General features: G+C 40.8%; 8 protein-coding genes and 1 pseudogene. All 9 read right to left on the reverse strand.

Annotation, left to right across the window (positions count from 1 at the left end; genetic code table 11):
• Window positions 1-203: 203 nt before the first annotated feature.
• Complete coding sequence (locus QZT26_RS00005) at window positions 204-1511, reverse strand: chemotaxis protein CheW (RefSeq protein ID WP_164995682.1); 1308 nt, start codon at window positions 1509-1511, stop codon at window positions 204-206.
• A gap of 261 nt (window positions 1512-1772) precedes the next feature.
• Complete coding sequence (locus QZT26_RS00010) at window positions 1773-2885, reverse strand: lysylphosphatidylglycerol synthase transmembrane domain-containing protein (RefSeq protein ID WP_295099884.1); 1113 nt, start codon at window positions 2883-2885, stop codon at window positions 1773-1775.
• Between the two features lie 185 nt (window positions 2886-3070).
• Window positions 3071-5896: an excinuclease ABC subunit UvrA gene (uvrA, locus tag QZT26_RS00015; RefSeq protein ID WP_295099885.1), complete on the reverse strand. Its 2826-nt coding sequence runs from the start codon at window positions 5894-5896 to the stop codon at window positions 3071-3073.
• A 578-nt stretch (window positions 5897-6474) separates the two neighbouring features.
• Window positions 6475-8112 (reverse strand): multiheme c-type cytochrome, encoded by a 1638-nt coding sequence (locus tag QZT26_RS00020; RefSeq protein WP_099325351.1) that lies wholly within the window; start codon window positions 8110-8112, stop codon window positions 6475-6477.
• Between the two features lie 52 nt (window positions 8113-8164).
• Complete coding sequence (locus QZT26_RS00025) at window positions 8165-8947, reverse strand: cytochrome c (RefSeq protein WP_099325350.1); 783 nt, start codon at window positions 8945-8947, stop codon at window positions 8165-8167.
• Between the two features lie 84 nt (window positions 8948-9031).
• A complete protein-coding gene (locus QZT26_RS00030; RefSeq protein ID WP_099325349.1) occupies window positions 9032-9772 on the reverse strand; it encodes a hypothetical protein in 741 nt (246 codons plus the stop codon).
• Between the two features lie 511 nt (window positions 9773-10283).
• Window positions 10284-12386, reverse strand: a complete 2103-nt coding sequence (locus QZT26_RS00035; RefSeq protein ID WP_295099891.1) for a M1 family aminopeptidase — start codon at window positions 12384-12386, stop codon at window positions 10284-10286.
• A 111-nt stretch (window positions 12387-12497) separates the two neighbouring features.
• A pseudogene (locus QZT26_RS00040) lies at window positions 12498-13271 on the reverse strand (nucleotidyltransferase domain-containing protein).
• A complete protein-coding gene (locus tag QZT26_RS00045) occupies window positions 13240-15885 on the reverse strand; it encodes a CPCC family cysteine-rich protein (RefSeq protein ID WP_295099892.1) in 2646 nt (881 codons plus the stop codon). Before QZT26_RS00045 ends, QZT26_RS00040 begins: the two are co-directional and overlap by 32 nt.
• Window positions 15886-15915 lie beyond the last annotated feature (30 nt).

Raw genomic sequence — 15915 nt, forward strand, 5'->3', positions numbered from 1 at the left:
ATAATTCCATCAACTTATTCATAAGTAGTGTCCTCCAAATTGTCTGATTACTATTTACGAGGATACTACTATACTTTATAATAAACTAAAAATCACCTTTTTGGTTGCGGCCAAAGGCCGCGCTAGGTGATCTGTGGTTCCATTTTCGTATTTTTTATTTCTTTCCTGCCTGCCTGGTTTCTTGCTATGCCTGCTTAGACTCTTTACTGGGCTGTTTTTTTAAGCAATAATCCTACAGTCATAATTTCATCATTATAGCCAAAACGTGTCGTAATCCATGTGTCTTTCGTAAAACACACAACCGTTGTTTTGTAGCGCTTTTCCTGAGTTTCTGTAACGGAAACAGAAATATCTTCTCCCACAATTACCAGTGGTATGGAAAGGTACATCTCACCGTATTTTTCAGCAATTTTGGTCTTTACTCCTCCAGCAATCATATTGAGTACTTCACCCACTGCATCTTTTACTTCAGTGGACAATGTTGTTTGCTCTTCCATCAGCATATTTGAAGCAACTTGTAATGCAAGCTCCTTTGTACAAAATAAACTTACAATGCCATGGTATCTGCCGGTGAAGCTTATCATGCATACCACATCGCTTTTTATTTTAGTCTCGTCAACCAGTGCATACTCTTTGAATTTCATATCCATCATAATCATTGTTTCAAATAATGATGTTGTTGCTTCCCTGATATCAACGGATATGTTTTCTGCAACGGCATTGAGATCTATAGGCTCATCCGCCTTGTTTGTTACGTCTGTTCCAATTGTTTGCAGAGTACAGGCGTTATCGCCTAAGAGTATATCCGTTTGTTTTTCATAGATTGCGGCGGTTTCATTCTCTGCATTTTCCTTTATGACACTATCTTCCGGCAAAATATCTTCTTTTGGTTTTTCAGCAAAAATGCCTTCTGTGTTTTCTGTTTCCAGTATCAGGGAAACCTCCTTTCTGAAATCCTCGTTATCACTGTTTCCTCCGCTAAGGTCTTTTTTGTTTTCATTTATCCGGTTATTTTTTTCACCATGAGTCTGCCGTCCGTCTTCACAAAATATATTATCAATATTAAGTAATAGTTTTAGTTTTTCCTTTATTTTTGCAATTCCCAGAAAAAAATCGGCGTCAATGTTGCTTTTCGATTGGGGAAAAGGCTCCATATCATCGGCGTTCACAACGAGCACCTCCGATACCATATCAACGATTATCCCTTTCAGACCATTGCATGTCTCAACGATAATGATACATCTGCCGTCTCCGGCCATTGATTCCCGCATTCCTAATTTTAACCGCAAATCAATGACAGGAATAATCTTGCCGCGGAGATTTATTATGCCTTTTACATATTCAGGGGTTTTTGGCACAGGCGTAATTTTTACCATCCTAATAATCTCTTTTACCCTTAAAACTTCTATGCCATATTCTTCCCCGCATATTTCAAATGTAAGATACCTTGCTTCCTGTTCAGATACGTTCGAAATGTTTAATGTATTTTTTTTTGTTAGTAATTGTTGCATACAATAAGCCGTTCTTAACTATGTAAATGCTATTTCAGTAAATTAATGGGGATATCCCGCTATTTTCTGCCAGCAGGATGTTTGATAAAAAAGAATAAAACGGTACGTGTTGCCATACGTAAAGTTTTACGATTATGTCATAACATGCAGGTATTTTCAATTACATTCATTTTTTAATAAAGTCCTCCTTGCAGGATATGAAACCTAAGATTTCATGAGTTATACCGTTTTTGGCGGGTAAAATTCCGCAGATTATCCCTATTATAATTGCGGAGGAGTTTTTGAAACACCTTCTGCTTCTTCAAGCTTTCCTTCGGAAATTTCTTCTTCCAGTTTTACCACTTCACGAAAAGCAATTCCTTCCTTCCAGAGAAAGAAAAAACCCATAGTTGTGGCAGGGAAGATAGATATTGCCCACAAAATAATAGCATAACTCTGAGCTAACGTTGTTTCTATGCCAAAGATATGCAGCGATTTTAAAACGGCAATGTGAAAAACGCCGATATAGCCAGGGGCTTGCGGCAGTGCTACTGCCAGGGCAAGGCAAACAGCAACAAGACATGCCCCGGCGAAAGGAAGCTGCAAATCGAAGGCAAACCCCAGTATATAGATTTCTATTCCACCCATGAGCCATACAATCAGTGATAAGATAAGTATCCATATCGTCTTTGATTTATTTTCCAGTATTTTCAGGCCAAATACGAATGAATCATACAGGTTGAAAATTTTATCTTTAAGTTTGTGGGGAAGAAATGAACACCATGTGGTGAGTATGTTTTTAAAAAAAAGTGGTTTTGCAACGATAAGAAAAAGCAGGATAATGGTCATGCTACCAAAAGCGGCAAAGACTTCTGTCCATTTTTTTAATGAAGGAATTATCGACCCTCCCGTTTTTACCACATCAGTGGTTATTAATTCGAAAGACGGGATATGATGGGAGGTATCAGGATTGGGAAGCAGGAACAACGTTGCAACGGCAAAGAGAATGAGTCCCAGCATGTCGAAAATTCTTTCAACAACAACCGTTGCAAACGAGGTAGAGAATTTAATGTTCTCTTTTTTATAAAGGAGAAACGGCCGTAATACTTCTCCAACCCTGGCAGGAAGTATATTGTTTGCCATGAAACCAATGGAAGTAATCGATAGCAAGCTCCACGGGGAAATTGGTTTTATGTGCGACAGCAGACCCTGCCATCGAAATGCCCGCACCACATAGAGGAGAAGCGCCAATATCGTAGCGGGGATTATGAACCAATAATTTGCTGCAATTAACGCATTCTTCAAAGATGCCCATTCTATGCTTCGTATGAATAGCCATGAACAACCCAGACTTACGATAATGCTCACAATAAATAGGATGTTTTTCTTGCTCAATGTTGTTTTTGCCTTTCGTAAAATATATTTTTGTACGACTCAGAAAAAGTAGTAACACTTTAGTTCTTTGAAAAATTTCAATACTCGCAGTGTAGGGGCTAAGCATTTGCCATAAATTGTCATAAATGCGTTCAAGCCCAAACAGAGCAAATGCTTCGCCCTTATTTTTTCAGAAAACTAAAGTGTTACAAAAAGTATGGTTTTAAGTATGCGCCCGTATGGCTTGTTTTTATTTTAGAAATTTTCTCCGGCGTTCCGCATCCGATTACATATCCCCCTTCATTGCCCCCTTCAGGGCCAAGGTCGATAATATAATCGGAGGATTTAATAATATCAAGGTTATGTTCCACCACGATGAGAGAATGTCCCGCCTGAAGCAATCTTTGAAAACAATTCAGTAATTTCTGAATGTCATCCATATGCAGGCCGATGGTTGGTTCGTCAAAGACAAAGAGCATTGACTCCATATTTTCCTGCGATATATACGTGGATACCTTGAGACGTTGCGCTTCACCCCCCGACAAGGTTGTTGCTGGCTGACCCAATTTTAAATAACCTAGCCCGGTTTCCTGCAAACACTTCAATACCTTTGTGATATTCACAGATTCACGAAAAAATTCAATTGCTTCATCCACCGTTATGCTCAGAACTTCATGGATATTTTTATTTTTATATTTCACCTCTAGTACTTTTTTGTTAAACCGCTTTCCGCCGCATTTCTCACATGTGACAAAGATATCAGCAAGAAATTGCATATCAACCTTTACATATCCCGCGCCTTCGCAAAACTCACATCTTCCGCCGGCAATATTAAAAGAGAATGAACCGATGGTCAATTTGCGCGCTTTTGCCTCCCTCGTGAAGGCAAAAAGTTTTCTTATTTCATCGAATATTTTTATATACGTTACGGGATTAGAACGCGGTGTGCGCCCAATAGGGGATTGATCAACGAGAAGGATGTCATTGATAAACCTCTCACCTTCAATGGCCGTATGTTTTCCCACAAACCCTGAATAAATTCCCAGCTTCTTTTTCAGTGCGCCGTAAAGAGTATCCTGTACGAGCGTGCTCTTTCCCGACCCCGAAACGCCCGTCACACAGACTAGCATATTAAGCGGAAATGTGACATCGATATTTTTTAAATTATTTTGCGACGCACCTTTTAAAACGATAGCCTTTCTGGAAGGCTTTCTCCGGGAAGAAGGTATTTTTATCGCCTTTTCTCCTTTTAAATACTGCCCAGTCAGAGAACAGTTATTTGCGGGCAGTTGTGCAAAGGCGCCATGATAAACAAGCCTCCCTCCGTTTTCTCCGGCGCCGGGTCCTAAATCAATAATCATATCTGAGGTCTTTATAACTTCCGCATCATGCTCCACCACAACAACGGTATTTCCAATGTCCCTTAACCGCTTCAGTATATGAATCAACCGGTCAGTATCCCTGGGATGTAGCCCTACGCTCGGTTCATCCAGTATGTACAAGGTGTTTACCAGAGAAGAACCTAATGATGTGGTAAGATTTACCCTTTGGGCTTCACCGCCTGATAACGTACGAGTCATACGGTCCAGAGTGAGGTATCCGAGTCCGACCTTGATCATATAGCCAAGACGTTTTGTTATCTCCTGCAGGATTAAGTGCGCAATATTTCTTTCATAGTCAGAAATCTGCAGCTTTTGAAAGAACATGTGCGCCTGTTCTATGGTCATAGTGCAAACTTCCGCAATATTTCTCTGCTGAATTACTATGGTAAGCGCCTCTTTTTTCAATCGGGTTCCTTCGCAGGTGCGGCACACATTATAGCCCCTGTATTTGCTAAGGATAACACGAACGTGTATCTTGTATTTTCGGCCTTCCAGCCAGTTGAAAAATTCGTTAATACCGCAAAAATCCTTTGTTCCTTCAAAAAGCAGATTCAACTGTTTTTTTGTCAATTTCCGGAAAGGAACATCCATGGGAATGTCATATTTTGAGGCGGCAGATTCAAGTTCCTCATACAACTCCCTGTATGCGGGGGTATTCCAGGGAACTATCGCACCCTGTTCAAGAGATTTCTCTTTATCGGGAATAACGGCATCCATATCTATGTCTATCGTGTGACCGAATCCCTGGCATTTGGAGCATGCCCCTATTGGATTATTAAAGGAAAATAAGGCAGGGGACGGTTCGGGGTATTCAATTGCACAATAACTGCAAAAAAACTTTTTGCTATATTTCATTTCAACCCATGGTGAATCCTGAATGCGCACAAGATCATCTGTTGATGGTTTTATCGCTTCACTGGAAAGCGCATCGTTAGTATAAAAGATACTTAAGTGCCCTGAACCCATACGGTATGAGGTTTCCAGAGAATCGATAAGGCGGTCTTTTATTGTGTATTTTACAACCAGCCGGTCGATAATTCCGTACACGGTCTTTGCGGCACGGATGTCAAAACTGTTTTGTTCGTTCGTGATGTCAACAATGTCGTTATCAGCCAGGATTCTCACTATGCCGCGTTCTTTCAGGAGATTTATTTGTTCCTCACCCGAAATTTTTTGGCTGATATTGAGAGGAAATGTGACTAGAAATTTCGTGCCCTCCGGCAAGGAGAGTATAAATTCTACAATATGCGAAACAGTGTCAATCCGTACCTGCCGCTTGCAGCTTTTACAATACGTCTTTCCAATGCGGGCATAGAGCAACCGCAGGTAATCGTTGATTTCTGTTGCGGTGCCTACAGTCGAACGACGGTTTTTTACAGGATTTTTCTGCTGAATAGCGATTGCAGGCAGGATACCTTCTATGTGATCGACATCAGGCTTGTCCATTTTTTCAAGAAATTGCCGCGCGTAAGCAGAAAAAGATTCCACATACCTTCTTTGTCCCTCTGCAAAAAGGGTATCAAATGCAAGGCTGGACTTGCCAGAACCGCTCACACCCGTAATGACAACTAATTTGTTATGTGGAATTTCAACGTCAATATTTTTTAAATTATGTACACGTATACCGCAAGCGACAATAGAGTGTTTCATTTTTTGTAAGTTCTTGTATATTTGTTAAAAAGCAATTATCACTACAGCGACATTTTATTCTTACGTCCTGCACAAGAATATGATAAGTTTTCCCCCATAATGTGGTGTGGGTAAAATCCGTCAAGCAGTAGGATGGATTAAGGCGCGGTTTTTTCGCACCGAATCCAACAATTATTAATATGGAAAGGTGGATTCGCTGTCGCTTAATCCACCCTACGCGTTTGAAACACCAAATGAAACAACATAGTATTTGCAAGCATGGTGTATTAACCCTGACAGGGTTCCAAACCCTGTCAGGGTAGTTTCTTTCATTTTCAGATGAAGTATACAAAAAATTGCCGCAATATCTGAAATAAAAATACCGTTGTAGTGTTATAGCTGGGAAGGTGAATTCGCTATCGTTTTAACCCACCCAACCATAAAATAAAATCAGTGCCACCCTATTAACAACTTAGAATTCACATTTTATAAGCATCTTGAGTATATTACAACTTTCTCATGTTTGTCCGCATTTAATAAAAAAAGCCCATGATATTATACATATCATGGGCTTTTTATTTTTGTATGCCGTCGCTCTTTTACTTGGAGATTGTCTTTTCAATCCCGGCTAATCTGCGTAAACGAGCAGCTTCTGCCTGTATCCTTGTCATTTCCATCATCATAGGAGCCTGTCCCCACCACCATGAAACATCCTGCTGGGCGTGTGCAGTTCCTTTGTACCCCTGTAGTTTATACCAGAACCATAATCTGTTGTACATATTTTCGATGTCAGACGGATTATCCTGCATTTGCAAGAACATACCATAGACGCCAAGAATAGGTCCTACAACAGGGAATTTACCCTGGAGCGTCTTAAATGCATTATAAACCGGTTCGCCAAGGAAATCCGCACTAAGTTCTTTAACAATCCCATCGCTTAACGGATAGGGATCTCTGTTCGCTGCATCAGGATATAAAAGACCATCAGCAATCAGGTCTTCAACGATTTTTTGCGCCTGATCAGCAAGGGTGTGCGCCTGAAACATGAATTGATCCAATGATTTCAGGTAGGTATCCGCAAAACGGTCGCTATGGCACTTAGCGCAAACCTCTAACCAATATGACCTCTTGGCAACATTTTCCTCTGAGTAAATATCGATCTTATCTGCGATGATCTTAATTCCGTAAGGATAGTCCTTGAGCGAAGAGGTATACTCTAAGTTAGAAGGCGGAACCGTTCCCATACGCCAAATACCCTTCATAACAGGATTATGAATAAATCTGCCATGTTTTTCGTACATGTGGCAGTACTGACATGTAGGCGTACGATAATCCTCTCCGGGACGAACTTCTACGAGTGGCTTTGTAAAGTCGTAATGTTCTTCCTCTTTTTCATAAATCTTGCCATGTTTTGATTCGCCATAGGATTCTGCATCAGGATGATCAGGACCCATATGGCACGTCATACAGGCTTCTGGCTGCCTGCCCTCTACAGCGCTGAACTTGTGCCTGGTATGACAAACATCGCACTTTTCAGCCCCGGAATGGCACATATCACAACCATGCTGTCCATATAAATAGCCCCTTCTCGCAGCCTCTGCATACCAAGGAACTATAGTATTCGCCTCCCATGATTGTAAGTGGTTTGGGCGGCCAACCTCTCTTTCCCTGAGGAATTCATCAAACTGCTGCCTATGACATCCGCCGCATACTTCACCGGTAGGCATCCTTATCTGATTCTTTTCCGTATCGGCATGGCAATCAAAGCAGTGTACCTCGTCTAGAACCCTGCCGACGTTTTTCTCTATCTGGGCGGTCTTGCTTGAAAGATAGGGGGTGCTTTTTGGATGTTTATGTCCGGAACTCCTCCAGTCCGCTACTATGCCTGGGGTGGCTTCCTCGTGACATATAACGCACAAATCCCTCCTCTCCTGTTCAATGAAAATTGAATGGTCCAGATTTTCCATTGGTTCATAATGTCTGTTCGGCTGCCAGTACATATCCAGCATCTGTGCCTTAAAGTACTTGGTAAATGGACCTGAACCCTCACTCAGCCCAACATTGTCTTTGTAAACTGCCTGGTACCAGGCAGGCGTATCCTTATACAAATCTGGCGGTGGAATCTCTTCGGTTTTTTGTTCTGTAGCCCAGGCTACATTTGACTGGCCCGAAGTCCATTCCACTATAGCGGGCAACATCACAGCAAACGCAACCATGCCCAATAATATCTTTTTCATTTCAAAACACCTCCGTATGGTCAACATTTAAAGACAGAAAACTATTAATTTTTTATTTTCTACATTTCTCTGGTTGAACGAGTGACATAACATAATGGGTTAAATACCATCTTTCGTCATCGCTAAGTTCTTTCGCGAAAGAAGGCATTGGTGTTCCGTTCAAGCCCGTGGTAAATCTCAGATAAACATCAGTTGGCGAATTGCCGCCTTTAAACTTACCAGTAGTAAAATCGAATGGTTTTATCGGAAATCCAAAATCGTCTTCCTGTTCCGATGCGCTTGGGCCGTCTCCGCGACCTTCAACACCATGACACTTCCAGCATTCTAATTTTTCTTCATATATTTTTTTCCCTGCCAAAATGGTTCTTTCTGTCGGTCTCAACGGCAGACCAACATCAACGGAAGGTTCCGGTTCGCGATACTCGAAGGCTTCTGAAAAACTCTTGAGAACCGGCACTACGGAAGCACGTTGCTCCTCGGTTAAAATATCCCAGGGAATCATGGTAGAATTTGGTACACCATATGATATCGTCCTATAAATATCTTCATCTGTAGGAAGCGAACCGCTTGGTGTCGTCCTAAACTTATAAGCCCCCAGTGTGAAATTGCGAGGTTTGGGGAGCATCGATCTTGAAAGTAGTCCATCCCCGCCACCCTCTTCACCATGGCAAGGGGCACAATACTTCTTGTAAACATTTTTTCCTTCTTCAGTAACTTCTTTGGGAATTTCAATTGCTGATGCAGTATTAGGGCGCATGACAACAGTCAGCACTGCACAGGAAAATACTGCGGCGCTCAGAAAGCCAAATGTATAAAATAAACCCTTAGGTTTCATATCAGCAAATCCTCCTTTCCGGTTGCGAATGTAAAAAAAACCTAATTAAAAATCACCCGTCATTGTTACAATGTTCATTTCCCATTAATTCTGCTCATAAACAATCTCTATACTTTCTGTTTTTCTCGGCCGTATCATTACCTCCTTTTCTCGTTTTCCTAATTCTTCATGCCATACCCTAAACACATAAGTGCCTTCAGGAATATCGCATATTTCAAAATATCCGTTCCTATCCGTTACATCAAAATAAGGATGCCCAAAAACAACAATCCAGGCATATTCATGGTGTATATCACAAGACAGTTTTATCGTCTCAGGATAATCAAATTTTTTCAAGACTCTTTGTTTATACGACATGCCAAGATTAAAAGGTTGATTTCTCATTGATTTGGTATGAATGTTGTGCATTTCCTCATCACCATTCAGCAAATCAACCGTTGTGCCGGCGAGTATAGCCGTTACACGAGGAACGAATACCCCCCTTTGCTGATCTATGACGGGATGAATTGGCGGGACTATCCCCTTTTTTCCCCGCACAATATTAGAAATAGAGACGATGGCATTCTTCACACCGTTGTTTACCCTGTTTACTTCTAGCTTTTCAGAAATAACCTGGGAAGATTTCGGCAATTCCCACCCTGCATATAAGTCTATTGAAGGCATCCCGGCGTCCCCCCCACGGATGACATATCCGGTAATGCATCCCCCATCCTGCACCTCTACCACGGTATAATGCTCACCTGCCAGCATCTCTTCTGAACAAAAAAGAGTGCAATAAAAAAACCACGCAAAAATACACAAAGATAAAGATAGTGTTTGTTTCATTCAGCCCCACCGTTTTCCAAAAAATTTAACAATCCTTTGTAAACGGACAAAAACCGTTCCCTCGCCGGACAAAAAGAAATGAAAGTTGAAATATCCCATAAGTTGCTGATTTCAAACACATTAAACCATGCAAATATGCCTGCTTCACACGCCGTTCCCGCAAAAGCAATTTCAACTATGAAATGTTGCTTTCAAAAATACAAATCCCATTAAACACCCTTTGCAATATATATTCGCAAGACAAGTCAAATCTAATAGTAAAACCCGAAATGCTAAATACGAATCCACTTCCTGCATCCACGCCAGCGGGGAACATTCTCCCCCTTTGGGGGAGGTAATGAGGAAAATTTCTGCTTGTTCCCAAACTCTCTGTTTGTAACGAGTCTAGGAAATATTCAAAACCCGGTTTTTAATTGGGACTTTGTATTTTGAAAATCGTTTCGTATTTCGTACTTCGAATTTCGTATTTTTTATTTATTGTTTGTTTGGTCTGCCTATGCCAGCTACCAAATCATTGAAGGGTTTTTTGCAGCGGGCTATCCCCGATGCTAACGACCTCTTTCACCCTATTATTTCCGTCAGAAAAAACAAGATAACTGTATTTCCCATAATGTTGAATTTTGTATCCTGCTTTATTTATCGCTTCGGGGCTAAATCCCGCAAACAAAGCAATCCCTTTTTCCTTATGAGAAGGATGCTTTATTGTTACCAGAAAGGCATCCTTTTTATCGCCGTACATAACGGTATCAGCGCCAAAGGCATCTTTTGTGAGCGATAATCCCACGGGTAAGTTATTTTGAACGAGTTTGCTTATTTTGTTTTCTTCCACGCCACCCAGTATAAACAAGCTTGTTTGCGCTATTTCCACTTCGGTAATTTCGGTATCCGCCTTAATAGAATCCCGTTCATTCGCCAGGATATGCGCCAGTTTCTTATATTCCACCTTCATGGAATCTTCACAATTTGCCGGATAGATGATAATTTTACTGTCTCCCATTACAAGGTCTATCGTAGGAGGAATCTCATCCGCATGCAAGCGCCGGAAGACCTCTGTGTAAGGATCTATCGCAATGTTTTCGGGGCGGGATTTTACCGGCAGGGAAATACGGTCAGAAGCGTTTTTTATTTCGGCGGTCGTATGAAAAATGCCCTCCTCCAGTTGTACGTAGACAGGCAAATGAAGACGATACGGTTCGTTCGTTTTTTGCAGGATTTCAGCCTTTACAACCCACGCATTTCCTTCCTTATTAACAGTCGTTTCACCCAATTCGATAACGGGGGCGCCTTTTTTGTTCACCCACTGATCAAAAAACCACGCCAATTCCAGGCCGCTCACTTTTTCAAATACCTTTTCAATATCCTCCCAATTTGCACGCTGCCAGAGCATATTTTTATAAAAATCTCTGAGTGCCTGGTAAAAAACTTCGTCACCCAGCATTTTTCTCAGCATATGGAAAACCATCGCCGTCTTTCCGTAGCCAATAGCCTGCGTTGCCTTGTCGCTTCTGCCTAGAAACATTTTTAGAGGAAAATCATTCTGTGTGGTCACATAATGGGTATATTTTCTGCAAATCTCGTTACGATAGGCCATTGCTGCAGAGTCACCTTTTATTTCCTTATAATAGTAATCCGCCATATAGGTCGTCAGCCCCTCGCACCAGTTCCCCCGTGTATCATCAACAAAAACAGAGTTTCCCCACCAGTTATGCAAAACTTCGTGTCCTAATGAAATGTCAACAATGAAGGGAAGCTTCACGACTTCGCTGCCCAAGAGGGTAAATGACGGCATGCCATAACCTGTTTGAAAGAAGTTTTCAACAATGGCAAATTTTTTATACGGGTATTTTCCAATTAAATCCTGGTATATATCCAGGTATCGTTTTGTTGCATCCAAATATGTATCAACCAAGGGCTGTTCTTCCGGATAAAAGTAAGCGTAAATGTCAATATCATTATGCCTCACGGCCGTCACTTTATATTTCCCCGCCACAAGGCTGCACCCCTCGGACACATTGTCTTCCTCCCACGTTATAGAAACTTTATTATCTTCTGTTTTTTTACTCACAAGAATCCCTTGGGTTACGGCCTCACATTCTTTCGGCATAACGACGGTAACCTTGAATTTTGCCAGAGAATCCGGCATATCGGGATACCATCTGCATGCAGGACTCAAATAAACGCCATATTCTCCAATAATGCCGGAGGTAGCGCCAATGTCTTCTCCGCTGAAAGAGTCAGGCAGTGCAGGAAGAATTCCTTCATATTTGATGTCAAAACAAATAGTTTCCTTGCTTTTTACCGTTGCCGGGACGGTGATCTTCATTGTTTGAGCATTTCCCGCTTTTCCCGGCTTAAATGCCAGATCCTTACCGGAAGACGCTATTGACGTTACCTTAAACGACTTGTTGATGAGAAACAGCACCTCATTGCTCTCGCCCTTTTGCACACACACATGATCCTCCGCTATGAGTTTATTTTCATTCAGAGAGAATTCGACATCAATGACGTGGCTTTTAATGCTGCTACTTACCCCTCTGGCATGCACATCCATGGATATTACACTCAACAAAACAGAGAGAAGAGGCACTATTCGATACATTGACCTGATAATCAAAAACATGTTTTCCACAATAATCCTTTATAAAAAATGGTTGTATTGTCTTAAACGCTGCTACTGTAGCAAATGCCGGAACAATTATCAAGGAAACAGAAAAAATATCTGTTTTTATGGCCATACCTCGTTCAAAGCAGATGTAAATAAACCGTTCAGTTGGTCTACTGAGCGTTGGTCTGTGTCATCTGGAAATTGTTTGCCTTCAAGCCGTTTAATTTCTATATCTATAAAATCACTTATTACCGGAATACGCGGTCCATAATCTAATTCTTCACCCTGCTCCTTGGATTTTACCAGCGATTCGATTTCCTGTTTCAATTTCCCCGGATTAAAGAGTTGATTTACCATTTCCCTAAACTCCGTTGGCACAACACCCCACCCTCTTTCAAGCCAATTAATAGCTAATATGGGACGAAGAACGTAAAAATACTTTTTTATCCAAACCTGTTCCCCTTTTAGATATTCACGATAGTTGCCGCGCGCCATATGCAGATAATGATACATGCAGGCTTTGGGCGAATAATAGGTCTCCGCCAATTGTCTCATCTGCGAGGTAGTGGAATACTTTTCCCAATAAACGATTGGAGAACCCAACCACTCCAAAAGCGGCGGATTCGATTTGCGAAACAGCCACAAAGCCTTGCGTAAATCCCAGCCACTCAAATCTATCTGATCATTGATTGGACGTTCAATAACATCCCGTTTCTGTTCCAGGTCGATGGACAAGTACCAATCTTTGGGATGAAGGTATTAAAAACGCACATCAAAATCACTATTGGCAGAAGGAAACCCCCAAGCCCTGCTTCCCGACTCACAAGCGTACAGAATTTTTACGCATTCTTGGTTTTCAACATTATTTAATCTGGTTATTATTTCTTCTTTCATATTCCGGCCTGAACCTGCCAAATGTCACATTCTCATATGTTTTTATTTTAAGAAAAATTGTTGTATCAATCTCATCAGTATAATAACGGGCAAAGATTTCTGCCATTAACCCTACCCCATTATCCATAATGGGCGTAAGTGTCTTTGCAACTGAATGTTTTATGTAGCCGAGTCTACCAAAACCTTCTGTTTCTATAGCTATTGCATTTTCGTCATGTTGATTATCTGGTTCACGAACAAGTTCAACCATTTGATCATTAAGATATTCATCAAGGCTTAAATATTTTGCCCATCCTATAAATCTCATGCCTGCGATATTGGTGATTATGTTGCCTTTGTGTAACATATCCATAAATTTTGGAATGTAAACATTCATTTTCAACCATGCAAGTAAGTCTTTATTACATTCAAGCCCAAGTTCAAAACCAGAGTAATTTCCCTCGCAGAACAATTCATACTCCATTACCATCCATTCAATACTATTATTCGTAATTGCTTTTATTAATGTTTCTTTCTTTGAGATGAAAAATGCCCTATCTTTTTGCCATATTTTCTGCACTGTTTTAAGGAAAAGATAAATATCTTTTATTCTTGCGGCATCAAGAAGTCGCTGGAATTCTGCAACAGGGTCAAATTCAAACACCTTCACCTGCGATAGTGCACGTTTTTTTGCTTCTTTTTCGTCAACAGAGACTTCTTCAATGAGAAACTCTCTGAGAACGTCGACTTTAAAAATAAGCGGCATTTCCTTGATCTTATCGGGGTTTTTCAGCAGACCCAGTTCTTCGATCATTGCCTTATTGCTATGAAACCCCGGAAGGTAAATGGTCTGTTGCTTTTCTTTAAGGTCTATTAGTGTATCTTTTTTTTCATCAGGTTTGTATTGATTGTTGTAAAGGTAACAAGCCTTATGAACAGCATATCCAAGTATCTCTTTTACCGAAGCGTTCACGCCAATTTTTCTCAATCGGTTTTTCACATACAATGCCCTATCGAGAATTCTTTTGATAACCGCGTCTTTATCATCGCTGAGAATGGTATGAAAAAGTAAATAATTTGGCCGGATATTTTTAGAATAATTTATAATTTCATCCCCTGTTTGAAATTCTTTGCCCCTGAGAAATGCCCAGGCTTTACCTTCTTCTGCGAATAGTTCTCTCCAATAAACCTTTTCAATTTTATTTTTCCCGTAGGCGCGCGGCGCGGCCATATCTTCATCTTTTCTGCATCTGTAACAAACATTCGGTCTGATGAATACCTCCTTAAAAACACGGTAGGGGATAAAATCTGATATCGCAGAAGGCCGAACGCTGATATATTGATTTACCGGCCATGAATTTGGATTTTTAAAGAAACACGTACAACCCACATATGCGCCACAGTATCTGCAATTATACAGTGGAGCAAACCCACCACTATCTGTTATTAATTCAAGATGCAAATGGCTACATGCCTTAACTTTTTCAAGCCATTTCCAGAAACTTGCTTTTGCTTTAACCATAAATTCAACATCACTGACGCTTTCGGCCTTGATAAGCCAATGCCGTATTTGTTCATCCTTAATTTTGCCTAAAGCATCAGATTTAGCATTGCTATACTCTTCCTGGTATTTTTTGTTGCGACGCCTTTCATCCTTTTTTTCATTTCTGCATCTGTCTAATTTCTCCTTAAAAAAAAGAAATGATACCGACTTGAAAAGGGTTACCGGCAAATCGCAGTTTTTTTCAAATTCCTTTTGCAGGGTAAGTATGTTTTCCTGAATCTGGTGAAGCGGCAGCCATGCAGGATCACGAACATCCCACATGCCTGGTGACCGAACATAACTCAAACATTCCTGGTCGCAGGCGCCGTAACGAATGAAGTTTAACTGTGCCTGCCTTAGCGAAGGCGAATTGGGACCGCCTTCAAGGTCCGGGTCTTCATATTGGGAGGGATCATCTTCCCAGTAGCATATTGGGCACAGGTCATAATTACCTGATTCTGATAATGTTTTGTATCCGCAGCAGGGGCAGGCACACTTTATCGCAATTCTAAAACCGCCCGTAATTTCTCTGACTATTAATGTGTTTAAATCGTCTTCGTCATCATCAGTCCAGTACTCATTATCATATTCTGTAGTAAGAAATTGGCGGAACTTATAACAAAATTCTTTTGTAAATTTTTCTCTGTTGAAAAGGCCTTCCAGATATATTTTGTTATCCTTATCACAGGTATTTTCGATAATCAGATATAACAGTTCCCTGTTATCTACAGGATAAGCTTTTAACGTGAAAATGTCATACTCGTCATCAATATCTAACTGGCAGGGCAGCTTGCCTTGATTAATGTTTTCGATCCATCTGATCAGGCTTTTGCATGGTGAATATACTGACGAAGTGTTTATTGTTATTTCATGATTATTCCATTTTAAAGTCATGTCTATCCAGCCATACATATACCCAAATCTTTTATCCAAATCATAGCCTTTTTGGGTAAAAGATATTTGTATATTGGCGATATCCTTCTGTGAGATATCAACCTTTATACTTGGGGGATATGAGATATACCTGTAAGGATTTTTTTTCATGAGCGGGTAGTCAGTTAACGAAGAATTATGAAACAGTTCATTCTTCAATTACTGCTGTTTTGGCACAGAGCGTCTTAT

The organism is uncultured Candidatus Kuenenia sp. (assembly GCF_900696675.1).
Taxonomy (GTDB): Bacteria; Planctomycetota; Brocadiia; order Brocadiales; family Brocadiaceae; genus Kuenenia; species Kuenenia stuttgartiensis_A.

Bases quoted from the DNA above. Each gene is read 5' to 3' on its own strand.
- uvrA (WP_295099885.1), bottom strand. From the start codon at position 5,896: ATGAAACACTCTATTGTCGCTTGCGGTATACGTGTACATAATTTAAAA.
- QZT26_RS00025 (WP_099325350.1), bottom strand. From the start codon at position 8,947: ATGAAACCTAAGGGTTTATTTTATACATTTGGCTTTCTGAGCGCCGCA.
- QZT26_RS00020 (WP_099325351.1), bottom strand. From the start codon at position 8,112: ATGAAAAAGATATTATTGGGCATGGTTGCGTTTGCTGTGATGTTGCCC.
- QZT26_RS00030 (WP_099325349.1), bottom strand. From the start codon at position 9,772: ATGAAACAAACACTATCTTTATCTTTGTGTATTTTTGCGTGGTTTTTT.
- QZT26_RS00005 (WP_164995682.1), bottom strand. From the start codon at position 1,511: ATGCAACAATTACTAACAAAAAAAAATACATTAAACATTTCGAACGTA.